Below are 25,483 nucleotides of genomic sequence, written 5' to 3' on the forward strand. Positions count from 1 at the left end.
ATAACTATAATAAAAGTAGGTATGTGGTCAGTTAAAGAATAAAACAATTGGAATCTAATATTTGCAATTAGAATAACCATGTGATCTAATATAGATGTTCACTTTTTATACCAATTTATATAAAAACTATATCGTTCTAAATTGTTATTAGATAGATAGAAAAAACAAGGTTGCTACAGCAACTACTTAACGTCAAATTTGGTATACCTCTTTCTTAAATGAAAATTCTTGATGAAAGGTGAGCAACATGAGCAATTTAATCAACTTGAAAAGCATGTTAAATGACGTGTTGGATATTAACGATATAAGGTTTTATGAACCAATAAAGAATTATACCTTTACAAAACTTGGTGGGGAAGCAGATGTATTGATTACACCGTCAACATTTGAAGAAATCCAATTGATTTATAGAAAAGCGAAAGAAAACAAAGTTCCAATAACAATTATCGGAAATGGCACAAATTTAATTGTAAAAGATAGTGGAATTGCTGGATTGGTTATAAGCTTGAAAAAGCTAAATGAAGTAAAAGTAAAGGATCATATCATAAAAGCACAAGCAGGTGCTAACATTATTGAGGTGTCAAGGATCGCGTTGAATGAAAAATTATCTGGTCTTGAGTTTGCCTGCGGAATTCCAGGGACAGTAGGTGGGGCACTGTGTATGAATGCTGGAGCATATGGTGGCCAAATATCGGATGTATTAAAAAAAGCTACAGTCTTAACAGAATTAGGTGAGCTACTCGTTTTAGAAAAAAAAGATCTTTTGTTAGGCTACAGGAAAAGCATTATATCCCAAAATAACTATGTTGTGTTACAAGCAGAATTTGAACTACAGCATGGTCATTATCTTCAAATAAAAGAAAAAATGGATGAAAATACTAGACTACGACAGCAAAAGCAGCCGCTTGAGTACCCATCGTGTGGAAGTGTCTTCAAGAGACCACCAGGTTACTTTGCTGGAAAACTAATACAGGATTCTGGTCTTCAAGGATTGAGAATTGGAGGGGCAGAGGTATCAACGAAGCATGCTGGATTTATCGTAAATGTTGATCATGCAACTGCAAAGGACTATACAGATCTCATTCACGTGATTCAAAAAACAGTAAAAGAGAAATATGGTGTTAACCTAGAAACAGAAGTAATTGTTATAGGTAAGGAAGATGAGATATAAATCAATTTTAGGAGTGATTATATTGACTAGAGAAACTTCACAAGCACTTCAAAGAAGTGTAAAAGACCATTGGTATGTTAAATATGAAGAGGTAGGCTTCCCATCGATTCAAAAGGGATGGATATTGCCCGTTGACCGTTGGCAGGATTTTGATCCATTTATTTTAATGGCTGAGGATTGGTTTAAGAGAGGGACATTTTCCGATCATCCTCATCGTGGCTTTCAGACAATCACATATGTAGTAGATGGACGTTTGGAGCATATTGATAATGCTGGAGGAAGAGAAATTTTAGAGCCGGGAGATGTTCAATATATGAACGCCGGGTGGGCGGCAAGGGATGCTGAGGAAGGTGTAGAGGATGATATTGCCCATACCCTACAGCTTTGGTTAAACCTGCCGAAACATTTAAAACAAACAGATACATCTTATCAAAATATTTATAGTGAGGATGCACCTGTTGTTTCTATTGAAGGAGGATCGGTAAAAGTATTTTCAGGAGATATTGCAGGTGTTAAGGGTCCAATGAATTCCATTGTTCCGATAACATTAACAGAAATTACTTTATCAGAAGGAGCTCAATATGTTCATTGTTTACCAGAAACACATAATAGCTTCTTTTACGTTTTATCAGGTGATATGACATTTGGAGAAAACAAGGTAGAGTTAAAAAAGCATGGTGTAGGTACATTAACTTATAACGATGAAGGAAACGAAGAGAACATAAGTGAGTTTGTGATAAAAGCAAATAGCAGGCGGTCAAAAGTACTTGTATATTCAGGAACACCAATAAAAGAAGAAATCGTTCCATATGGTCCTTTTGTGATGAATACAATGGAAGAAATCAAACAAGCATATCGAGATTACCACAATGGAAAATTTGGGCCGGCAGCTAGATGAAAATAGTGAAAAAACAAGCTGCTTTACTGAAGGTTTCTACGACAAAAGTCGTAGAAAAACCTCCTGTAAAATCATTCTTTTAAAGGAATATTTCAAAATGATTTTATTGTATAGTAAGATCAAGGAGGTAGTTACAATGGTTGATGTGGCGATAATCTCAAAGAACCCGCATATTCAAAGAAGCTTAAGTTTATTCATTCATGCTCATTCAACTTTTAACTTGATTTACAATAATGATGATCAGCATGAGGCCTTTAAAATGCTTGATAGACTTAAAAAGGTAGTTGTCCTGTTAGATATAGAAGTAGATAACTTAAAACAAATTTTAGATCTTTATTCAACAAAGCACCACATTATACTTTATAGTCATTCAAAGGATTTTTTGGAAATTAGTCAACTTCTTCAAAGATATAATGTGAAATATTTTAATGTTTACACGAAACCGGATTGTATATTTCATACGATTAAGGAGCTTTCAGAATAGGTAGTTGCTATAACAACTAATTACAGAAAGTAAAGTTGGTGAGGAGGAATCTCATTATACCTCCAAGCAAAAGCTTACTCACCAAACTTTATTATGAATTTACAATGATTGTCACCTTCAGTTCGGCAACAAGTTCTATTTATTTGATTAACACCAAGAACGTCTATGAACATGCTTGTTTCACATCGACATGCCATTTTAAATTCTTTTGCAACTGAGAGGATGGGACAGTTATATTCTGTTAATTCAAATGTACGATCATCTATTTCAGCAACATCAGCCATATATCCTTTTTCGTTTTGAAGCTTTACAAGTTCATTCACCTTCTCAGCTGGTGTAGTTATATTGATCATTTTGGCACTATATTCTTTAATTAAACGTGTTTCTCTCTTTTTAAATAGTAGCTCTATAGATTCTTCACCGTGTATTTCTTTAATATCATGAAGAAATTCAAGGCTGATTCCTTCATAGTTTTTAGGAAAATATTGTTCCGATTTATCTGACAAAGAATATGTTTGGAGAGGTCTACCCATCGGCTGTTTTACTTCCTTGGAAGAGATGAAACCCTCTTTCTCGAGACTTAAAAGATGCTTTCTTACAGCCATGTGAGTAATCCCTAATTCATCTGTTAACTCATTAACAGTCATTGTTTCTTCTTTTTTTAATAAGTGAAGAATCTTGTCCTTTGTTGTACTATTTCGAGTCGTGTTCATACTAACACCTCCATTTTAAAAATGTGGAGAAGATAAAGTTAAAATATAATTATACCATATAGTATAAAATGTTTGAAGAAATGTTCATCTAACTGATTTTGACTTTTTTATAATGTTTAAGCAAATTAATTGATCTATAAAAAAATTTAGTTTATTCTTTATTTATACTTATTATACTACTAAGTATAAAAATATAAATTTATTGGAGGATGTAAATAATGACAACTTATTCTTTACCATCTTTACCTTATAGCTTTGATGCACTTGAGCCACATATTGATCAGCGCACAATGGAAATTCATCACGGGAAACATCATCAAACATATGTTAATAACTTAAATGCTGCCCTTGAAGGAAAAACAGATTTGCAAGCAAAATCACTAGAGGCGTTATTAAGTAATTTAGATGCTGTTCCAGAACAAATTAGAACGGCTGTAAGAAATAATGGTGGTGGTCATTTAAATCATTCATTATTTTGGGAAGTCATTGCACCTTCTGGTAATGACCAAACTCCTACAGGAGAATTAGCCGCTGCAATTAACCATGCATTTGGAAGCTTTGAGAGCTTTAAAGAGGAATTCACCAAAGCGGCAACAACCCGCTTTGGATCAGGTTGGGCTTGGCTAGTAGTTGATCAAGATGGAAATCTTCAGGTAACAAGTACAGCTAACCAAGACAATCCAATTATGGATGGTCAACAAGCCATTCTAGGACTTGATGTTTGGGAGCACGCTTACTATTTGAACTACCAAAACAGAAGACCAGACTATATTTCAAGCTTTTTTAACATTATTAATTGGGATGTAGTAGCAGAAAAATTAGAAAAAACTAGATAAATAATCAGTGAGTTTTATGAATAAGGTGTCTAAAAAGACACCTTATTTGCTGTTATATTGAAAGTTTCCTTATGTGAAACAGAAGTAACTTGGTTGTTTTTGTTAGTAAAGATGAAAAAAGAAGAAAATGGAAGTTAAGCATGTTATTGTTAACTATGGAACATTTTATCGCTTCACACACAGGCTATTTCAAATAGGAGGCTAAAACATGAAACTTGTTGGTATATCAGGTTCAATCATTGGCACAAAAACAGCAAAGGCAGTTCATGAAGTATTAATGGCAGCAAAAGCTTTAGATCAGAATCTTGAAGTTGAATTAATTGATTTAAAGGATTACGAAGTTGAATTTGTGAAGGGGACTCCACTGTCTTCCTACAATCAAGACACAATTAAGGTTGTAAACACAATTCAATCAGCCGACTTTCTTGTGTTTGGAACTCCAATTTATCAGGCTTCCATCCCAGGTGTTTTGAAAAATCTGTTTGACCATTTACCTATTGATGCATTTAAGTCAAAGGTGACAGGAATGATTACAACGGCTGGTACAGACAAACATTTTCTTGTAACAGAATATCATCTAAAGCCAATCCTGACCTATTTAAAAGGAGTGGTTCCTGTTAGTAATGTATTTCTTCAAAACTCAGATTTTAATAAAGAAAATGAAATAATTAATAACGATATTTCGAATCGAATTCACGTATTGGCTAAAGAGATGATAGTTCTACAAAAGTCACTAAAGGACTCAGAAGCTTAACAGTTGAATGATAATAATGGAAGTTACGGGCAATAATTGTAACAGTCGGTTTCCGAATACAAAACTACACTAGCACCAATTAGCAGTCCTGTTCGCAACTGAATAAGACTGTTTTTTTTTCTGAGGGGCGAATAAATAAAGCTGACCTTCTTGCTTATCCTTAATTGAGTAACCTATAGTTTAAATAAACGGAGTTTTTCCGGCTATACGAAGAATGGAACTCGATTTGGGGGATATAAGCGGAATTTTTCCGGTTAAGCAAAGTAAAATGGTCCATTTTTATCTTTTTCGATTAAATAGACGGAGTCTTTCCGTCTATTTAATCCATTTTTCGTGATATTTCCTCATTAAGAGGAATTTCCCCGCTTATTTTAGTAGCTAAAATTGACCGGTTTTTATTATAATTTTTGATAACAAATATAATCGGATTGTTTTTTTAGAGTTCCGACCAAAATGCAAGCGCTTTCTCTTGTGTTGTGTGTTTTACACAAGCAGGAACCTAAATCTTTGTATCTATGCTACATTGTAGAAAACTCATGTAAAATTGTAAAATATTTGTAAAGATATAGAACAGATATTTAATTTGTTTAGACTGTATATTTGAGTCTGCTTTCTTTAAAAAACTTTTCTTATTATAAAGTTATTGACGTAATAGCTATGAAAAAAGTATTATCAAATAATAAAAATCTTAAAGTCATGTGTTTAAAAAGAAAATATAAGCTAAGGAGAATTTAACCCTCGCCTAGCGAGGGTTTTATTTTTATACTATCAGAAAGTTTAAGTTTTTATGGATGATAGTATAGGAAAAACTAAGGCTTTCGCCATTAGGACTTGACGATAAGCTAAGTTTTTCCAATAAAATTATTTGAAAAGAGGGAATAGTATGAGTTATCAGTTACTCGGTTCCATTGTTGTCTATATGGTTGGGATGTTACTTATTGGTTATTACGCCTATAAACGGACCACTAACTTATCAGATTATATGTTAGGAGGAAGGTCTTTAGGTCCCGCTGTTACCGCTCTAAGTGCTGGAGCTTCAGATATGAGTGGATGGCTCCTTATGGGTCTTCCTGGAGCTATGTATGTACAAGGTTTAAGTGCCTCTTGGATTGTGATCGGTTTGACTCTGGGTGCGTATGCAAACTGGTTGTATGTGGCACCACGGTTAAGAATGTACACAGAGGCTGCTAACGACTCGATGACAATTCCTTCTTTTTTGGAAAATAGGTTTGAAGATGCATCTAAAATGCTCCGTCTTATTTCAGGATTAGTTATTATTATCTTCTTTACGTTTTATGTATCATCAGGGATGGTTTCTGGAGGGGTGCTGTTTGAAACCACATTCAATCTTGACTATACAGTTGGACTTTGGATCATTGCTGGAGTGGTTGTATCCTACACATTATTTGGAGGATTCTTGGCAGTAAGCTGGACAGACTTTGTACAAGGATTGATCATGTTCATTGCCCTTATTCTTGTTCCTCTTGTGACGATTATTGAGTTAGGAGGAATTGGTCCTTCTTTTAGTGAAATAAAATCAATTGATGAGTCTCTTTTTAATATTTTTAAGGGTACTAGTTTCCTAGGTATTGTTTCTTTATTCGCATGGGGGCTTGGATACTTTGGGCAGCCGCACGTTATCGTTCGATTTATGGCGATTTCATCTGTAAAAGAGATAAAGAAGGCCAGACGTATAGGAATGGGCTGGATGATTTTTTCTGTTGTAGGTGCTATGTTTACTGGGTTCGTAGGACTTTCTTATTACTCTAAAAATGATCTGAATCTTGCAGACCCTGAGACAGTTTTTATTGGGTTAAGTGATATATTATTTCATCCTATTATTACAGGATTTCTACTTGCTGCTTTGTTAGCAGCTGTTATGAGTACCATTTCTTCTCAGCTATTAGTAACATCAAGCTCGTTAACAGAGGATTTGTATAAAACATTTTTCCGACGTTCTGCAACTGATAAGGAATTAATGGTTATTGGACGATTATCAGTATTAATTGTTTCCATTATTTCTGTAGCAATTGCCTACAATAAAAGTGGAACAATTCTATCTTTAGTAGGTTATGCATGGGCAGGGTTTGGTTCAGCTTTTGGTCCAGTTATTTTATTGAGTTTGTATTGGGAACGGATGAATAAATGGGGAGCTCTTGCTGGAATGGTTGCTGGCGCATGTACTGTTATTATCTGGACTAGTATTCCAGGTCTGAGTGCAACGATTTATGAAATGATTCCAGGCTTTTTTGTCAGTTTACTAGCATGTTATTTCGTTAGTATTGTATCACCGGCGCCGTCAAAGAACATTAGGGATAAGTTTAATCAAAATAAGCAATCTGCATGAAAAAAGCACCACCTGAATGTTCCTAACAAAGGGACATTGGGCGGTGCTTTTTCTTAACTATTTATCTCATAATCATGCAATTTACGATACTCAGTAGGAGTCATCCCTTCTTGCTCAATAAATCGTTTATTAAAGTAGCTTATACTAGGATAACCTACCTTTTGTGCAATTTCTTTTATGGTCATTTCTTTACGATCAAGCAGCCATTGTTTACTAGCTTGCAAACGGCATAAGGTGATAAACTGCATTGGTGTCATTTGAGTAGCTCGTTTAAATAATCGACAAAAGTAATATGTGCTGACGCCCACGTTCTGAGCCCAGTACTCAAGGTCAAATGGTTCACAAGCACTTCTTTGCATACTTGGTAAGAGTGTTTGAATACGATCATCCTGCTCTTGGCGGCGATCAGATGTTTTTGGTGCAGCATTTCTTACAAATTCCATTAAAAATGTGTAGGTAAAAGTAGACAAGCTGGAAAGATGCAAAAAGCTGTTTTTTTCTGCCTCAATTAATAGCTGATTATGTGCTTTTTCAAGAGTAGACAATTTTTGAAGAGTCCAGAGTGAGTGTTGATGAAACCCTTTTTCCGAGAGAAATTGATTAAGCACATCACCGTAAAAATGAACCCAACGTATATTCCAGGGATCTTGTTTACTACTATAATACCGCTGCTCCTGCATTGGAAAATATAAAAAAGCGTCTCCCCTTTTTATCATGACTGGACTGCCGTCTATTTCCACGTACCCCGATCCAGATAAAACAAAGTGAATACTAAAGTTATTTAAAGTGCCAACTTTTCGATTTACTTCATGGTCAGGTTCATTCCAATACCAGCCAATTGATTCAGGTAGAATCATAAAATCATTGTTTTGTAATGTAGGTAATAAAAATTGTCTAAGCATTTGCATCACTCTTTCAGGACAATATTCTTTTATTATAAAGGCAATATGATTCTATTTTTATTTTAAGATGTGTCTTTTATAATAACAATATAATATTAAGTTTAGGGTAGAAGGAGAGAATGGTTATGGAAAAAATTCGTTGGGGAATTATCGGAAGTGCAAATATAGCAAAAGGTTCAGTTATACCAGGTATTCAGCAATCAGAAACAGGTGAGGTTGTTGCTATTGCTAGCAGAGGATTAGAAAAAGCAAAAGAAACGGCCGAACAATTAAATATTTCTAAGGCTTATGGGAGTTATGAGGAATTACTCCAAGATCCTGAAATTGAAGCCGTTTACATTCCTCTTCCAAACCATTTACATAAAGAGTGGACCATTCGTGCAGCAGAAGCAGGTAAGCATGTTTTATGTGAAAAGCCTTTAGCATTAAATGCGGATGAAGCGGAAGAAATGGTAGCTGCTTGTGAAAAAGCTGGTGTCGTTTTTGCAGAAGCATTTATGTATCGTTATCATCCACGTTATAAGCTTATAAACGAATTAATTGACTCAGGGGAAATTGGGGATATTCGGGGTATTCACGGAACGTTTACTTTTAATAATGCAAAAGACAGTGGAAACGTTCGTTATAAAAAGGAATGGGGTGGAGGTTCCTTATATGATGTTGGTGTTTACCCAATTAGTGCGGCCAGAATGATTTTGAATGAAGAGCCTAAAGCAGCAACTGTTCATGCATTCTTTTCTGAGAAACATGACGATGTTGATATGATGGCATCGGGTATTTTGGAATTTGATAAAGGTGTAGCTTTAACATTTGATTGTGGAATGTGGGCTGCATTTAGAAATGAACTCGAAATTCTTGGTACAAATGGTCGGATCGAGGTTCCTTCAGCGTTTATAACACATCAAAATGAACAAGATCATATTATTGTTCACACAAATGATGGCAAAAGAGAGCTTGAGGTGCCTTATTTAAATCAATATGCACTTCAAGCTGATGCAATGGGAAGAAGCATCCGTAACGGCGAGCCATTACCATTTCCTTCGCAAGATGCAGTATTAAATATGAAAGTAATTGATGCTTGTTTAACCTCAGCAAGAGAACGCCGTCGTGTTGAGTTATAAAAGGGGGACTTTTGATGAAGACGATTAGTATTCCAGGCTTAAATAAGCGGGTAACAACACTCATTCAAGGCTCAGATTATTTTAGACCAAGTGTTTATGAAAAGGTTTGTCGCGTTCTTGATCAATATGTTGCGATCGGAGGTAATACAATTGATACTGCACATATTTATTGTGGTGGTGAAAGTGAAGTAGCGATTGGCATGTGGATGGAAGAACGTGATAATCGAGAAGGTGTGGTGATTCTGACTAAAGGTGCACATCATGACCAAAACGGTCCACGTGTGAATCCAGAAGCAATCTCTAAAGACCTTTTTGAAAGTCTGGAACGTTTAAAAACAGATTACATCGATTTATATGCTCTGCACCGTGACGATCCAGCAGTACCAGTAAGTGTGATTATGGATGCATTGAATGAGCATATACAGGAAGGGCGAATAAAGGCAATCGGTGGATCTAATTGGACAACACAGCGGTTACAGGAAGCAAATGAATATGCAGCCAATAACGGTTTGGTTGGTTTTACGTTCAGCAGTCCTAATTTAAGTTTAGCAAAACCAAATGAACCGTTCTGGACAGGGTGTGTTTCGGCGGATTCTGCTGATTGTCTATGGCATCAAGAGAATCAAATTCCACTTCTCTCTTGGTCATCGCAAGCAAGAGGATTTTTTACAGGTCGATACACTCCTGAAGATCGAAGTAATGAGGATCTTGTTCGCGTTTTTTATAACGAAGAGAACTGGGAACGATTGCGTCGGGCTGAAATTATGGCTAAGGAAAAGGGAGTTAGTACGATACAAATTGCTCTTGCTTATGTGCTTAATCAACCTTTTCCTACATGTGCTCTTATTGGTGCTCAAAATGCAGAAGAATTACAATCATGCTATGAGGGAGCAAAGATTGTTTTAACTAAGGAAGAATATAAATGGTTGGAGCAAGTTTGATTCTTAAACATAATATAGGAAAAAGACGTTAAAACAAATGTCTGTTTTAACGTCTTTTTCTTTTTATACTATCAGAAAGATAAAATTTTTATGGATGATGGTATAAGAAAAGCTAAGGCTTCCGCCATTAGGGCTTTGCGATAAGCCAAGCTTTTCTAAAAGTAAATATCATTAATGGGTTATGATTTACTTTCTAATTATTATTCCCAATAATTTTTAAAATAAAATCATATATTTTAATAAAATAATTGATTTTTTACTGAAGGGAGCAAAAAATATGTACTATGCCCGACTCATTCACTATAAATTAGGAACAAATCAAAGACAGGCTGCAGAAGAATTAACAAAGAAGTTTGATAAAATAAGCAGGAATTTATATGGATTTAGAGGAAATGTTTATTTTTTTGATGATCCAAATGGTGAATACAAAGCGCTTAATTACTGGGATACAAAGGAACTTGCTGAAAAAGCTCATGAAGTGCTATTTCCTCAGCTAGAAAATGAACTTAAGAATTTAACTACTGAGAAGCCAAGATATAGAATCTTTGAAGTATTTGATCCAACAGATGATCAAGACATGGTGGCAAGTCATACGATAAAATAATATATGTAAAAGAAAAACAGTTAAGAATAATACTTACCTAGATATCTATTTAGATATCTAGGTATTTTTTTGTGTGAAATAAACATCACCTTAGTATAAAGGTCACACAAAGGTCAAAAAAGTGCACCTTTTTAGTCAATTGAGTTTATCGTAATAAAAATGAAAACGCTTTATACTTGGTTTAAGCAAGCGGTTACAAAAGCAACTAGGTGGTGATGATGGAGTGAGTGCCAAAATAAATACTAATGAATTGGCAGCAAAAGAAAGCCATGTGAATCAAGCATTACAGGCAAAACGAAAAACGAGAATGAAAAAAGCTTTAGGCTATGCAGCATTCGTAGGACCTGCACTTTTATTCTTTATTTTGATTCAAATTATCCCGTTTATTATGGGGGTTTACTATTCATTTACTTCATGGAATGGAGTAAGTTCGAATGTTGAATGGGTAGGATTACAAAACTATATTACGATCTTTACTGATGATAAAAAGTTTTTTAATTCATTCCTATTTACAACAAAGTTTATGTTTGCTGCTGTTATAATCAGTAACCTTTTAGGGTTTGGATTAGCTTTACTATTAAATGCAGCATTGAAAACAAAGAATATCCTAAGAACTGTATTCTTCATCCCGAACGTTATCGGTGGATTACTACTAGGGTTTATCTGGCAGTTTATCTTCGTTAAAGGTTTCGCATCTATTGGGAATATGACAGGAATTAAATTCTTCCAATTACCTTGGTTAGGTGATGAGGCAACAGCGTTCTGGGGAATTGTTATCGTATTCGCTTGGCAAATCAGCGGTTACATGATGGTTATCTACATTGCTGCACTTCAAGGTGTAGATACATCTTTACTAGAAGCAGCAAGAATGGATGGAGCATCAAACTGGTCTATTCTTAAAAACGTTATTGTTCCTTTAATTTTACCTGCCTTTACGATTTGTTTCTTCTTAACAATCTCAATGGCATTTAAAATATTCGACTTAAACCTTTCCTTAACAGGTGGCGGTCCATTTAACTCTACAGAATCAGTAGCGATTAATATTTACCAAGAAGCATTCATGAACAACCGATATGGCTTAGGTACAGCAAAGTCTATTCTATTCTTTATCGTTGTGGCTGTGTTTACAACACTACAAGTAACATTTACGAAGAAAAAGGAGGTTGAAGCATAATGAATAGAGGCTATACAAAAGGAACATTCGTTTTAGAAGTTCTAGGAATTATGCTCGGCCTAGTTTTTCTTATACCGTTTTACTTCGTAGCAATCAACTCAGTTAAAGGCTTTTCGGAAATACTAATTGACGCAGCAGCGTTACCAAAGGAAGTTCTATTTAGTAACTATGCAAAAGTATGGGAAGTTATCAGCTTCCAAGATGCGTTTTTAAACTCTTTAATTATTACAGTGTTTAGTATCGCTGGTATTGTTGTCATTAGTTCTATGGCAGCTTGGAAGATGGTTAGAACACCTGGAAAACTAAGTAAAATCTTATTCATCTTCTTTGTCTCAGCAATGGTTATTCCGTTCCAAACGGTTATGATTCCATTAATGAAATTGGGTGGTACGCTTGGAATTATGAACAGTATCCCAGGTATTGTGATCATGTACTTTGGATTTGGAGTCTCACTCTCACTGTTCTTATATCATGGTTTTGTGAAAACAATTCCACTTGAGATTGAAGAATCTGCAAGTATTGATGGTTGTACACAGTTTGGAGTTTTTTGGAGAATTGTATTCCCATTATTAAAACCGATTACTGTAACCGTTATCATTCTTAATACATTATGGATTTGGAATGACTACTTACTTCCATTACTTGTGTTACAAGATGCAAGCTTAAGAACAATTCCTTTAGCGACAAGCTCTTTCTTCGCACAGTATACAAAACAATGGGATATGGGATTGGCAGCATTAGTACTAGGTATTGCACCAGTAATTGTGTTCTTCCTCTTCCTACAAAAACACATCATTAAAGGGATTGCAGCTGGGTCTATTAAATAGTTTCAGCTATCAAAATCGTATATAATGTTCAATTGCTAGGTCTTTAGTAAATGGAACATTTATATAAAAATATAAAGATATAAATTAGGGAGGTCTACTGTAATGAAGAAACTGATGCTTTTAGGTTTGTCAATGCTATTAGTTTTAGGTATCTTAGCTGGTTGTAATTCAAACAAGCAAGAAGGTGCTTCTGAAGGTAACAAAGATTCTGGTTCAGGTGATGGGGAAGTTGTAACATTAAATCTGTTCCAATTTAAAGTTGAAATTGCTGATCAGCTTCAAGAAATGATTAAAGAATTTGAAGCAGAGCATCCAAATATTAAAGTAAAACTTGAAACTGTTGGTGGTGGCGCTGACTATGGTGCTGCTTTAAAAGCTAAATTTGCGTCAGGCGAAGAGCCAGATATTTTCAACAATGGTGGCTTTAAAGAACTTGAGCTTTGGAAAGAGCATTTAGCAGACCTTTCCAACGAGCCATGGGCAGAGCATGTTCTTCCTATCGGTAAAGTTCCAACAACAGATGCAGATGGTAAATTATATGGTATGCCAGTAAACCTTGAAGGTTATGGATTCATTTATAACAAAGACTTATTTGAAAAAGCAGGCATTACAGAAACACCAAAAACTCTTTCTGAATTACAAGATGCTGTTAAGAAACTTGAAGCAGCTGGAATTAAAGCATTCTCAGCTGGTTATGGCGAGTGGTGGGTAATTGGTCAACATTTATTCAACATTCCTTTTGCTCAACAAGATGATCCTGTTGCATTCATCGAAGGCTTAAATGATGGTTCTACTAAATTTGCTGGTAATGAGCAATTCTCACAATTAAAAGAAGTAATTGATCTTGAAGTGAAAAATGGTGTTGGTAACCCAATCACAACAGATTATAATACTCAAGTAACATTATTTGCTTCAGGTGAAGCGGCAATGCTACAACAAGGTAACTGGACTGAAAACATGATTACTGAAATCAATCCAGACATGAACATGGGCTTCTTACCAATACCTTTAAATGATGAAGCTGATGCTGATGTATTACCAGTTGGTGTTCCAAATAACTGGGTATTAAACAAAAACTCTGAGCACTTAGAAGAAGCGAAAACATTCTTGAACTGGATGGTTTCTTCTGAAACAGGTAAACGTTATATCACGGAAGAATTTGCGTTCATTCCTGCATTTGATAATATCGAAGCGTCTGGTTTAGGTGATTTAGGTCAATCAATTCTTGAATACTCTAAAGCAGAGAAAACAATTCCTTGGACTTGGTTCAGATGGCCAGATGGAGCAAACAAAGAGTTTGCTGCAACAATCCAAGAATATGCAGCTGGTAAAATCAGCTATGAAGAAGCTTTAGAAAAATTCCAAGCAACTTGGGATAATCTGAAGTAATCATAATAACTAAGAAGCATGTCTATAATAGGCATGCTTTTTAGCTATATGTACGGAGTTTGGTAGGGCTTACATTTCGCTTAGGTAATTTCTAGTCTATAATGATAATAATAGATGAAAAGATTGGAGGTTCCAAGTTGTCAAAAACAAGCATAAGAAATAAACTTATTGTTCTTCTATTACTCATTACGATTGTTCCATTTGGGACTTCCATTGTGATTACATATTTATATACAAAGGAATCGCTAAAAGATGAGTTTGTAGAAGAAAATGTAAACCTCCTTTATCAAGGAAAGTTAAATATAGAAGGCTACATAGGTGAATTAAAAAATTTAACTTTATCGTTTTATAACAACATTGATTTTATGAGGTATTTGCAAAATCCTCCTGCAGGAGATGATTATTTAGCAAAAGAAACAGTTAAAAATGTGATATTAACGATTCTTTATGCTGAAGAGAATATTAATAGAGTAAACTTTGCTTTGGTTGAGCCTAATCAAAATGTTTCTGTATCTAAAAAGTCAGCTGTTGTGTTTTCCCCTTTAAATAAATTCCGCAATCGTGATAACTATGAAAAAGCTTTAGATAGCCAATATCATATCCATATAGAACCAATGGAAATTATGCAAGAGGAATCATCTAATCATAAATCGAATAAACAGAAAGATGTTTTTTCCCTTCATAGAGCGATTGTTAATGTACCATCTGATGAATTACTTGGCTATATTTCATTAGACATAAATTCAGAGCAGCTACTTAATATTACTCATAAATTATATGTAAAAGATAAAGAAGAGTTTTATATTATAAGTCCTGATGGAGAACTCATTTTTAGATCTAATTATGAAGTATCTGAAGATCAGCAATGGATTAAAAGACTGATTCAGAATGAAGATACAAGTGGGATGATGGAATGGAAGAAAGACTCCTTTGAAGGCTTAATGATTTACGAAAAGCTGGACGATTCATCAGGAGGATGGTTCCTTGTTAAACGAATTCCCTATACCTCTGTTTTTGAAAGTGCTCTTAGTGTGGCAAAAATCAATATTTTATTTGGAGTAATCGGATTAATTCTTGTTGTATTGGCGACTCTTTTTGTTTCATTTAAAATCACAACACCTATACGAGTTCTTTTGCAAAATATTAAGCAAGTTGAAAGTGGAAATATGAATGTTCAGTTTGATTCACTTGGAAACGATGAAATTGGTACTCTTGGTGAACGGTTTAAAGAAATGATGTCAAAATTAAATCACTTAATTAATCGGGAATATAAGCTCGAGCTAGAAAACAAAACAAATCAATTGAAGGCACTTCAATCACAGCTTAATCCTCATTTTTTATATAATGCCTTGCAATCAATTGGAACGCTTGCTTTAAAAAATAACGTTCCACAGGTATACACGCTTGTTACCCATCTCTCAAAAATCATGAGATATGGAATGACAATTGATGAAAATATTGTTCCATTAACAAAAGAAATTGATTATACAAAAGCATTTTTATTATTACAAAAAGAGAGATTTGGCGATCAGTTTGAATATTCGATAGAATTCACAAAAGAAGATTTGCTTATTATGGTTCCTAAAATGATTCTTCAACCGATTATTGAAAACTACTTTAAACATGGATTTGATCGAAGTATTGAAAAAATAGGATTATTAAAAATTGTGGGTAAGAGGGAGAAAGACCAACTAATTATTACAGTTTTAGATAATGGAAAAGGAATTAGTGAAAGTAGATTAGATGAAATTCATCAGTCATTTTTAGAAAATAAAGCTAATAGCAGTGGAAACGGTACAAACATAGGACTAAGAAACATATATTTACGCCTAAAGTTATACTACGGTGAGCAAGCCAGTCTGCAGATTGAAAACGATGAGAATTATGGTACATTGGTGACAATTAAACTTCCAGTAGAATCAGGAGGTCTTACGAATGAAAGCAATCATAATTGATGATGAAAAACATGTAAGAGACGGTCTTCTTTTGTTAGCAGAATGGAAGCGATTAGGAATTCAAGAAGTGTTTGAAGCAAGTGATGGGGAAGAAGCGAAAAGTATGATAGTAGAACATCAGCCAGAGATTATTTTTACCGATATGAACATGCCAAAATTAGATGGAATTCAGCTTCTAAAATGGCTGAAAGAAACTGAAATAACGAGTAAAACAATTGTGGTTAGCGGTTATGATGATTTCCACTATATGAGAAATGCAATTACGTACGGAAGCTTTGATTATTTGTTAAAGCCTATTGAACCAGATGCTCTTAACGAAACTTTAGAAAGAGCAGTGAATGAGTGGAAAAAGCAAGCGCAAAAAAGGGAATCAACTAAGGAAACAACAAGAGTGATCAATGAAGCAAAGCCGTTCTATTGGGATCATATTTTCACAACTCTTATTTCACACACACCTCCATCACCTGAGCTTATTCAAAAAGTTCAAAAAGAATATGGTGTGAATATTAATGGGGGACAGTGTACAATTTGCTTGTTATTGTTAAATGGTAGAATTGTCAAAAGGTTTGAAGAAGATAAGAATCTAGCATTTTTTACAATATTGAATATTTGCAATGAATTAGTTCGTAATGACCAAAGCGGCTTTTGTTTTAAGAATGGGAACCAAAAAGACGAAATTGTTATTCTATTATGGAAGCATAAAAACGAAGTAAAACTTATGGAAAGTATTCAAAAGGAAATTGAGAGGTTTACTAATACGAAAGCAGTTATTGCAATTGGGAAGCCATCTGGAAAATTAGAGGAAGCTTATCATTTTGCACAAAAAACGTTATTAAAACACAATATGGTAGATGTTCATAAGAAAAATCACATTATGACGTATGAGGATATCACATCAAGACCATTACTGCATCTTTTTGATTATGCTGAAAAAATAAAGTGGACAATACAAAGTGGAAGTATTGACCAAATGGATGAAGTGATAAATGACATTTTCCACAAGCTAGAATCTCAGCATTTTCTTTCATTTGAGCAAATTCAGGACTGGGAAAATCAATTCGAAGTGCTGCGTAAAAATTGGTTAAAAGAATATCAGCTTAGTGAAGAAACCACCTATTACAATGGGCAAGATTATTGGGATGAAGACGGAACCTTTTCATTCACAAAATTTAAGGAAGAGAAAACAAAGGAATTCCACGAATTAATTGAGCTTTTGAATCATGTGAAATATCAAAAAGAAAAGAATAGTATTCAAGAAATAGAAGCGTTCTTGAGGGAAAACTATGACAAGGATTTCACTCTGCAGGAAATTGCTGATCGTTTCTTTTTAAGTCGTGAATATATATCAAGGAAATTTAAGCATCAATACAACGAAACCATTACAAACTATATGACAACAATACGAATTGATAAAGCAAAGGAGCTTCTAGAAAACCCGCATCTAAAAGTTTATGAAATATCGTTTAAAGTTGGTTATCAGAATGAAAAGTATTTTAGCAAAGTGTTTAAAAAGGTCGTTGGGATGACTCCGAATGAATACCGGGTGAAGGTAGCAGACCATTAATCCCTAATAGAGCAAAGTTTATTTTAAATCTTTGCTCATTTAAATTTTAATGATAATATATAGCTTATTAAATTTGTACGGGGGATTTTATGCGGATCTTCAGAATTTTGAACAACAATGCCGTAGTAGTAATTGATGGGCCACAGGAGAAAATTGTTATGGGAAATGGTATCGCTTTTCAAAAAAGTAGAAATGATATTGTTCCTAAAAATAAGATTGAAAAAATATTTGTATTACACGAGGCATCCTCTGAGAAGTTCCAGCAATTATTAGCTACCTTACCAGAAGAGCATATTGAGCTAGCTGAAAATATTATTAGTTATGCAGAAGGATACCTAAGTTCACCACTTAGTGATCATATTCATATTGCTTTAACTGATCATCTTTCATTTGCATTAGAAAGAATTAAGCAGGGTATACCTATCAAAAATAAACTATTAAATGAAATAAAGATGCTTTATAAAAGCGAATTTGAAATAGGTTTGTGGGCAAAGAAAGAAATTAGTAGTAAGCTCGGAATTGAAATTCCTGAGGATGAGGTTGCGCATATCGCTCTTCATATTCATACAGCTAAATTGGATGCTCCTTCTATGAGTGAATCTTTAAAGCAAGCATCTATTTTAAGTGATTTTGTTCAACAAGTTGAAGAATTCGTTGGAGAAAAGATCGAGGAATCTTCAATCAATTATCAGAGACTTATTACACATCTTCGCTTTGCCTTAAATCGGATTTCTTTAGGAGAAAAATTTGACCCGATTGACCAAGATATGATGGACCTCATACAAGGTAAATATCAAACAGCATATTCCTATTCAAGAAAAATATTAGACAAGTTGAGTAAAGAATATGAGATTGAATTTCCAGAATCAGAGGTAGCATATATTGCGATACACATTCAAAGGCTATTAAAATAATTATATTATAGTAATTTTTATGTTGACGGTTTCAATATGTTCTTATAGAATAAATGAAACAACAATTTTATATGTGGGATTGTTACTGATAACGCAGGCAAGACCTAGAATATATAGGATGACATAGGTAGATCATCTTCTTTGAAGCTACCTTTTTATCCATATATTTTAGGTCTTTTTTTGTTGTCTGTAACACCCTACAAACGTATAGGGAGGAATACAACATGAATCATCGTGAAGTGGCAGAACAACTTGTTGCGAAGCTTGGAGGCAAAAATAATGTAATAAGTGCTGCTCATTGTGCAACACGTCTTCGTCTAGTAATTGAGGATGAAAATTCAATTGATAAAAACGGGATTGAGGAACTAGAAGGAGTAAAAGGAGCATTTTCAAGTTCTGGTCAATTTCAAATTATATTTGGTACAGGAACGGTTAATAAAGTGTATCAACACTTTGCTCCATTAGTCGGAGCTTCAATGGAAGATGAATCAACTAACAAAGGGGAATCTCATAGCGATGCGGCTAAAAGAAAAATGAACCCTTTTGCTCGTTTTGCTCGAACTTTATCTAATATATTTGTTCCAATTATTCCTGCAATTGTTGCAGCGGGTATGTTAATGGGTCTTTTAGGATTAATGAAAACGTATAACTGGGTAGACCCAGAAAGTGCTTTATTCGTCATGCTAGATATGTTCTCATCTGCAGCTTTCATTATTCTGCCAATCTTAATAGGCTTTAGTGCAGCAAAAGAATTTGGAGCTAATGGTTACCTTGGAGCAGTTATTGGTGGGATTATGATCCATCCTTCCCTTCTAAATCCGTGGGGATTAACAGATGCTGTCCCTTCTACACTTGACTTTTTTGGTTTTGGAGTTGAAATGCTAGGGTATCAGGGAACTGTTATTCCTGTTCTATTAACTGTTTATATTATGGCTAAAGTAGAAAAAGGCTTACGTAAAATTGTTCCAAATGCAATTGATTTATTAGTAACACCTTTTATAACTGTTATTTTTACAGGTTTTGTTGCCCTGCTTATCATTGGTCCAATTGGAAGAGTACTAGGAAATGGGATCACAACAGTATTAGATGTAGTTTATAGTACAGCTGGACCAATTGCCGGGTTAGTATTTGGCGGACTTTACTCAACTATTGTTTTAACTGGTGTTCATCACAGCTTCCATGCCATTGAAGCAGAGCTATTAGCTAATGTAGGAGGTAACTATTTACTCCCAATTTGGGCGATGGCAAACGTTGCCCATGGGGGAGCAGCATTGGCCGTATTATTCAAAACAAAGAATAAAAAAATCAAGGGAATTGCAGGTCCCGCAGCTTTATCTGCCTTTTTAGGCATAACTGAGCCAGCAATTTTCGGTGTGAACCTAAAGTACAGAAGACCTTTTATTGCTGCAGCTATTGGTGGAGCTCTTGGCGGAGCATACGTTGTGTTCACGAATGTAATGGCTAACGGAATTGGTTTAACAGGCATCCCACAGTTTGCCATTGTCCAGGATCCACTTAATTATGGAATTGGTTTTCTTATTGCAACAATAGGTGCTTTTATCGCAACCTTATTATTAGGTTGGAAGGAAGAAAAATAAGAGAATAGAGGTTGGCTTTGAAGTTTCAAAGTCAACTTTTTCATATGGGAGGTTGAAAGTATGAGAAGTGGAGTTATTTCCTTAGGTGAGGCACTCATTGATTTCATTCCGTTAGATAAACAAAATAATCATTATCAAAAAAGTCCAGGAGGTGCACCAGCCAATGTAGCTGTTGGAATATCGAGGCTAGGTTTAAAGTCAACCTTCTTAGGAAAAGTAGGAGATGATGTTCTAGGTAAGTTTCTTTACGAAACACTAGAAAATCATCATGTACGAGTTAATCAAATGGTATTTACTTCAGAGCATAAAACAGGTGTTGTGTTTGTAACAAATGCTGAAGATGGAGAACGTAGCTTTGATTTTTATATAAACCCAAGTGCAGATCGGTTTCTTGAGTCAAAAGAAATAGATAAGGAGGATTTTGTTAATCATAAAATCTTTCACTTTGGTTCAATATCAATGATCAGTGATTCGTCAAAGGAAGCGACCAAGTACGGAGTTGAGCTCGCTAAAAAGAACAATATGATCGTTTCTTACGATCCTAATTTACGTTTGGATCTTTGGGACTCCGAAAAAACAGCGAGAGAAACCATTAAAAGCATGATAAACTTTGCAGATATTCTTAAAATCTCGGAAGAAGAATTAACATTCATTACTGGGGAAAAAGAGATTGTCAGAGGTATAGAAGTCATGAAAAGCTATGACATTCCATTACTCATTGTGACAATGGGAGCTTTAGGTAGCTATGTATGTACTTCCGATGGATACGAACATGTACCAGCATTAAAGGTGGACGCTGTTGACACAACAGGTGCCGGTGATGCTTTTGTTTCTGGAATTTTATACTCGATCAATGAGTATGACGGAGACATTCGTACACTCTCATTAGAAAAAGCAGTAGAGATGGCTAGATTTGCTTCGATATCGGGTGCACTTGCTGCTTCAACAAAAGGGGCTATGACAGCTCTACCAACGTTAGAGCAGATAAAAATGCTACTAGCAAAAGTGGGTGGGAACGTTGAATAAAGACAAACAACTACGTCAAGAAGTTGCCGAAGAAATCGAAAACCATCGTAACCTTGTTAAGCAGGATCCATATCGCTTGCATTATCACCTTATGCCACCTGTAGGGTTATTAAATGATCCAAATGGTTTCATTCAAATGAATGGAGAGTATCATCTTTATTATCAATGGATGCCATTTAAAACAGGGCATGGAGCAAAATTCTGGGGACATTATTCTTCAAAAGATTTAGTGAATTGGAAGCATGAAGAAATTGCACTTACTCCATCAGAATGGTTTGAAAAAAATGGTTGTTATTCAGGAAGTGCGATCGAGCATGATGGCCATTTTTATGTTTTTTATACTGGGAATGTCAAGAATGAACGGGGAGAACGTGAAACCTATCAATGCTTGGCTGTTTCAAAAGATGGCATTCATTATGAAAAGAAAGGCCCGGTCGTTACCTTACCAGAAGGCTTTACCGCTCATTTTCGTGATCCTAAAGTATGGCAACAAGATGAGTTGTTTTTTATGGTGGTAGGAGCTCAAACCAAAGACTTAAAAGGCTCAGTTGTATTACTTAAATCTAATGATCTCTTCAACTGGGATTATGTCGGAATACTAGCAGGTGGAGGGGAAGGAAAACTGGGTGACTTTGGCTATATGTTTGAATGTCCAGATTTATTCAATCTTGAGGGAAAGGATATCCTTATTTTCTCTCCACAAGGCTTAGAGCCAAAGGGGATGAACTACCAAAATGTATATCAGGCTGGCTATGTGGTTGGACATTTTAACAGCCAAACTGGTGCGTATGATCATCAACTTTTTGAAGAGCTTGACCGAGGGTTTGATTTTTATGCTCCGCAAACTACTATTGATACTCATGGTAGAAGACTTCTCTTTGCATGGATGAGTGTACCAGACCAGAACGAGCAGGAACACCCGACTATTGAATACAAATGGATCCATAATATGACTCTTCCACGCGAACTAAATTTGATTGATGGAAAGATTCATCAAACACCTGTTAAAGAATTAGAACATTTAAGAGACAGTGAAATGATAAGCTATTCGGTGAAGCTGAATAAGGAAAGTAGAGAATTAGACGGCATTAGTGGAAAAACAATAGAGTTAATGTTAGATCAAATTGAAGTAGATGAGGGTTGGATGGAAATATCTATAAGTGATGCCGGAAGATTGATCTATTCCTCAGATCAAAAAATATTTACATTTGAAAGAAAAAGCTATGTTGACGGAACAACTGAAAAACGTCAGTGTAAGCTTGAGGAATTGAATTCACTTAGACTATTTATTGATACATCATCAATTGAAATTTTTATTAATAATGGAAAAGAGACATTTACTTCTCGTTTTTTCCCTAATCCTGCAGACCAGCATATTTCATTTTCTGCTTCTAAGGAAGTAAGCTTTACTGTGAATAAGTGGAATCTAGGGTAATGAAAACTAAAACAGATATTTCAGAGTGACAAGGAGAAAGGTACCCTTTATATGTTGTGGGTACCTTTCTGTTACTTCGAACAAGATGCGCGCTCTACAATTTCTGGTGTCATGATTTGTACATGTGGTACAGATGATTTGTCGTTGATTAGCTTCATTAGTGAATCAACAATTTTAACTGCTAATTGATCAATAGGTACCCCAACACTAGTTAATGGAGTTTCAAGTGTGCCCATTTGTGGAATATTATCATAGCCGATAACAGACATATCTTTAGGTATAATTAGGTTTTCTTCTCTTAGACTACGAATAATTCCTGATGAGATGTCATAACTGCTTCCAATTAGAGCTGTGGGCTTATACGTTGAGTGTAATAATTTTTTTGTTGCCACATACCCGTCATACCAATCAAGACCTCCTGAATTAACAAGATTTTCTGCATTTACTGATAAATTAAATTCCTTCATAGCTTTTTGAAATCCTTTAAATTTTTCCATCTGTCTACGATCAACAGGTGTAAAATCACCTATAAACGCAATCTTACTATGTCCCAGTTTGTATAGGTATTCAACTGCATCATACATTGCTTGCTGCCAATTAACATCAATAACAGGAAGTACATTATTTCCTGCCACTCCATGTGCAATGGTAGGGATGGAGCTTGTTAGAGATTGGTCAGTTAATGTTTCATCATTTTCCTCAAAAACAATCATTCCATCAACTTGAAAGCGCTTAAACATTTCGAATGATGTTTTAATTGGATTAATAGATAAAATCATAGAGTATGAATGTTTGCTAATTTCTTCATTAATCTTTGTGACTAATGTTGATAAAGTAGCTCTTTCAATGGAAGGCCAAACTAATCCGATTGTTTTCGTTTGCTTCGAAACGAGGCGTTGAGCAGCAAAATTAGGTTCATAACCTAATTCTTTAGCAATTTTTAAAATTTTCTCTTTTGTTTCGGGTTTAACAAGATCACTATCATTTAAAGCCTTTGAAACGGTAGAATAACTTACACCTGCTAAATTTGCAATATCTTTAATTGTTACATTCATAGTAATCACCTGTTCAGTTAGGGAGTTTTATTACAACGTTGTTATTGTTTTTATAGCTTCAGTACTTATATATGTAATAAGTTAACATGATCACAATTGAAATCCTAGTGGGATGCTTATAAAAATTTCATTTTTTTAATTGGAAACGTTGTCATAAGTGAATTTTTCCTTTAATATTAATAATAACAACGTTGTTATTTTGGTTATCCTTTGAATATATGCTATTTTGATAGTTTTTCACCTCAAATAATTTGAGAGGAGTGATGAATCTTTGAGTCAAACAATGTTTGTACATGTAGATGAAAGAGATAATGTCCTCGTTGCTTTAAAGAACTTTAGCAAGGGAGAAGAGATAAAAGTTCTTGGTCATTCATTGGTACTTCAAGATGACATTTCTGAGGGACATAAAATTGCGCTTAATAATATAAGGGTAGGGGAAGATGTATTAAAATATGGCTTTCCTATCGGTAAAGCTAAACTAGATATTACTTCAGGACAATGGGTTCATACACATAATGTCCAAACTAAGCTTGAAGGTACATTGGAGTATTCATATAAGCCAAAAAAACAGAAGAATTCGACAGGAACAACTGAAACAAGAACCTTTCAAGGGTATGTACGCACAAACGGAGATGTTGGAATTCGAAATGAGATTTGGGTTATTAACACAGTTGGATGTATTAACAAGGTAGCTGAGCAGTTGGTAAAACTTGCTGAAAAATCGTTAGATACATCTGGTACGGATGGTGTTTTCCATTATCCACATCCATTTGGCTGTTCACAACTTGGTGATGATTTAGAAAATACTCAGAAGATCTTAAGAAATCTAGTGCAACACCCTAATGCAGCAGGTGTACTTGTTTTAGGCTTAGGATGTGAAAATAACCATATTAAAGCATTCACAGATGTACTGGGTGAATTTGACGAGGAACGTGTGAAATTTTTGGCTGTTCAAGAAGTTGAAGATGAATTAGATGAAGGAATTTCAATTATTGAAGATCTTATCACGTATGCTAATCGCTTTAAGAGAGAAGCGGTTTCTGTTTCTAAGCTAAAGGTGGGATTAAAATGTGGAGGTTCTGACGGCCTTTCTGGCATAACAGCAAATCCGTTAGTAGGAGCATTCTCTGACAAAGTTATTGCACATGGAGGTTCAACCGTTCTGACAGAAGTACCGGAAATGTTTGGTGCAGAGACAATTTTAATGGAACGTGCTGTAAATGAAGAAGTATTTTCTAAAACGGTTTCATTGGTAAATGACTTTAAAGAATACTTTATAAAGCATGATCAAGTGGTATATGAAAATCCTTCTCCTGGGAACAAGGAAGGAGGAATTACAACATTAGAGGAAAAATCTCTAGGTTGTGTACAAAAGGGAGGCTTTTCCGAAGTTGTTGATGTACTGCCATATGGCGGGAGAATTAATAAGCCCGGACTAACATTACTTCAAGGACCTGGTAATGATTTAGTTTCTGTTACCTCACTCGCTGCATCTGGAGCCCATATTGTGTTATTTACGACTGGTAGAGGTACTCCATTTGGTGGACCGGTTCCTACAGTGAAAATATCGACGAATAATAAACTTTTTGAAAAAAAACGAAATTGGATTGATTTTAACGCAGGTGAACTCATTACAGGTAAAGACAAGGAAACGTTAGCAGATGAATTGTTTGAGTATATCATCAAACTTGCTTCAGGTGATGAGAAGGCACGTAATGAAGAGTTCGGATTTAAAGAAATTGCCATTTTTAAAGATGGCGTTATTCTATAAAATC

Annotated in this window: 22 protein-coding genes; 19 read left to right on the forward strand and 3 right to left on the reverse strand. The window is 34.9% G+C overall.

All coding sequences use genetic code 11. The annotated features are described in order from the left end of the window. Positions 1–247 precede the first annotated feature (247 nt). The 3 genes from murB (at position 248) to D9842_RS00810 (ending at position 2,553) form a co-directional block, all read left to right on the forward strand. Entirely contained in the window at positions 248–1,171 is a 924-nt protein-coding gene (murB, locus tag D9842_RS00800) for a UDP-N-acetylmuramate dehydrogenase (RefSeq protein WP_121660841.1), read from the forward strand. Positions 1,172–1,193: 22 nt separating this feature from the next. Continuing rightward, entirely contained in the window at positions 1,194–2,069 is an 876-nt protein-coding gene (locus tag D9842_RS00805) for a pirin family protein (RefSeq protein ID WP_257535965.1), read from the forward strand. Positions 2,070–2,205: 136 nt separating this feature from the next. Next, positions 2,206–2,553 (forward strand): hypothetical protein, encoded by a 348-nt coding sequence (locus D9842_RS00810; RefSeq protein ID WP_121660843.1) that lies wholly within the window; start codon positions 2,206–2,208, stop codon positions 2,551–2,553. A gap of 74 nt (positions 2,554–2,627) precedes the next feature. Here the strand turns inward: D9842_RS00810 and D9842_RS00815 are convergent, their stop codons facing one another. Next, entirely contained in the window at positions 2,628–3,266 is a 639-nt protein-coding gene (locus tag D9842_RS00815) for a helix-turn-helix transcriptional regulator (protein ID WP_121660844.1), read from the reverse strand. Between the two features lie 218 nt (positions 3,267–3,484). Between D9842_RS00815 and D9842_RS00820 the strand changes: the two genes are divergently transcribed. From D9842_RS00820 to putP, 3 genes are all read left to right on the forward strand, one after another. After that, positions 3,485–4,102, forward strand: coding sequence for a superoxide dismutase (locus D9842_RS00820; RefSeq protein WP_121660845.1), 618 nt, complete (start codon positions 3,485–3,487; stop codon positions 4,100–4,102). 208 nt (positions 4,103–4,310) lie between these two features. After that, positions 4,311–4,856: an NADPH-dependent FMN reductase gene (locus D9842_RS00825; RefSeq protein WP_121660846.1), complete on the forward strand. Its 546-nt coding sequence runs from the start codon at positions 4,311–4,313 to the stop codon at positions 4,854–4,856. 883 nt (positions 4,857–5,739) lie between these two features. Continuing rightward, on the forward strand, positions 5,740–7,203 hold the full coding sequence (putP, locus tag D9842_RS00830) for a sodium/proline symporter PutP (RefSeq protein WP_121660847.1): 1,464 nt from the start codon (positions 5,740–5,742) through the stop codon (positions 7,201–7,203). 53 nt (positions 7,204–7,256) lie between these two features. Here the strand turns inward: putP and D9842_RS00835 are convergent, their stop codons facing one another. Beyond that, positions 7,257–8,105 carry an AraC family transcriptional regulator gene (locus tag D9842_RS00835; protein WP_121660848.1) on the reverse strand — a complete coding sequence of 283 codons (849 nt, stop codon included), beginning with the start codon at positions 8,103–8,105 and terminating at the stop codon, positions 7,257–7,259. A 119-nt stretch (positions 8,106–8,224) separates the two neighbouring features. Here D9842_RS00835 and D9842_RS00840 point away from each other — a divergent pair, with 119 nt between their 5' ends. The 12 genes from D9842_RS00840 (at position 8,225) to D9842_RS00895 (ending at position 22,653) form a co-directional block, all read left to right on the forward strand. After that, a complete protein-coding gene (locus D9842_RS00840) occupies positions 8,225–9,226 on the forward strand; it encodes a Gfo/Idh/MocA family protein (protein WP_121660849.1) in 1,002 nt (333 codons plus the stop codon). A 14-nt stretch (positions 9,227–9,240) separates the two neighbouring features. After that, positions 9,241–10,167 carry an aldo/keto reductase gene (locus D9842_RS00845; protein ID WP_121660850.1) on the forward strand — a complete coding sequence of 309 codons (927 nt, stop codon included), beginning with the start codon at positions 9,241–9,243 and terminating at the stop codon, positions 10,165–10,167. A 277-nt stretch (positions 10,168–10,444) separates the two neighbouring features. Continuing rightward, positions 10,445–10,771 (forward strand): hypothetical protein, encoded by a 327-nt coding sequence (locus D9842_RS00850; protein WP_121660851.1) that lies wholly within the window; start codon positions 10,445–10,447, stop codon positions 10,769–10,771. 307 nt (positions 10,772–11,078) lie between these two features. After that, positions 11,079–11,945, forward strand: coding sequence for a carbohydrate ABC transporter permease (locus D9842_RS00855; protein WP_121664897.1), 867 nt, complete (start codon positions 11,079–11,081; stop codon positions 11,943–11,945). Then, on the forward strand, positions 11,945–12,772 hold the full coding sequence (locus D9842_RS00860; RefSeq protein WP_121660852.1) for a carbohydrate ABC transporter permease: 828 nt from the start codon (positions 11,945–11,947) through the stop codon (positions 12,770–12,772). The genes D9842_RS00855 and D9842_RS00860 overlap by 1 nt, the downstream gene beginning before the upstream one ends. 102 nt (positions 12,773–12,874) lie before the next feature. After that, positions 12,875–14,161, forward strand: coding sequence for an ABC transporter substrate-binding protein (locus D9842_RS00865; protein WP_121660853.1), 1,287 nt, complete (start codon positions 12,875–12,877; stop codon positions 14,159–14,161). A gap of 137 nt (positions 14,162–14,298) precedes the next feature. Further along, positions 14,299–16,116 (forward strand): sensor histidine kinase, encoded by a 1,818-nt coding sequence (locus tag D9842_RS00870; RefSeq protein WP_121660854.1) that lies wholly within the window; start codon positions 14,299–14,301, stop codon positions 16,114–16,116. Beyond that, positions 16,097–17,680: a response regulator transcription factor gene (locus tag D9842_RS00875; protein WP_121660855.1), complete on the forward strand. Its 1,584-nt coding sequence runs from the start codon at positions 16,097–16,099 to the stop codon at positions 17,678–17,680. Before D9842_RS00870 ends, D9842_RS00875 begins: the two co-directional genes overlap by 20 nt. Positions 17,681–17,769: 89 nt before the next feature. Continuing rightward, positions 17,770–18,594, forward strand: a complete 825-nt coding sequence (locus tag D9842_RS00880) for a PRD domain-containing protein (protein WP_121660856.1) — start codon at positions 17,770–17,772, stop codon at positions 18,592–18,594. Positions 18,595–18,818: 224 nt separating this feature from the next. Beyond that, positions 18,819–20,192 carry a sucrose-specific PTS transporter subunit IIBC gene (locus tag D9842_RS00885; protein WP_121660857.1) on the forward strand — a complete coding sequence of 458 codons (1,374 nt, stop codon included), beginning with the start codon at positions 18,819–18,821 and terminating at the stop codon, positions 20,190–20,192. 60 nt (positions 20,193–20,252) lie between these two features. Next, positions 20,253–21,218 carry an aminoimidazole riboside kinase gene (locus tag D9842_RS00890; RefSeq protein ID WP_121660858.1) on the forward strand — a complete coding sequence of 322 codons (966 nt, stop codon included), beginning with the start codon at positions 20,253–20,255 and terminating at the stop codon, positions 21,216–21,218. Continuing rightward, positions 21,211–22,653, forward strand: coding sequence for a glycoside hydrolase family 32 protein (locus D9842_RS00895; protein ID WP_121660859.1), 1,443 nt, complete (start codon positions 21,211–21,213; stop codon positions 22,651–22,653). The genes D9842_RS00890 and D9842_RS00895 overlap by 8 nt, the downstream gene beginning before the upstream one ends. Before the next feature lie 71 nt (positions 22,654–22,724). On the opposite strand, the gene D9842_RS00900 is transcribed toward D9842_RS00895, so the two are convergent. Continuing rightward, the gene (locus D9842_RS00900; RefSeq protein ID WP_121660860.1) at positions 22,725–23,708 is read right to left on the reverse strand and encodes a LacI family DNA-binding transcriptional regulator; all 984 of its coding nucleotides are present in this window, start codon (positions 23,706–23,708) and stop codon (positions 22,725–22,727) included. A 283-nt stretch (positions 23,709–23,991) separates the two neighbouring features. Here D9842_RS00900 and D9842_RS00905 point away from each other — a divergent pair, with 283 nt between their 5' ends. Continuing rightward, positions 23,992–25,479 carry a UxaA family hydrolase gene (locus D9842_RS00905; protein ID WP_121664898.1) on the forward strand — a complete coding sequence of 496 codons (1,488 nt, stop codon included), beginning with the start codon at positions 23,992–23,994 and terminating at the stop codon, positions 25,477–25,479. Positions 25,480–25,483 lie beyond the last annotated feature (4 nt).

The organism is Metabacillus litoralis, from assembly GCF_003667825.1.
Lineage (GTDB): Bacteria > Bacillota > Bacilli > Bacillales > Bacillaceae > Metabacillus > Metabacillus litoralis_B.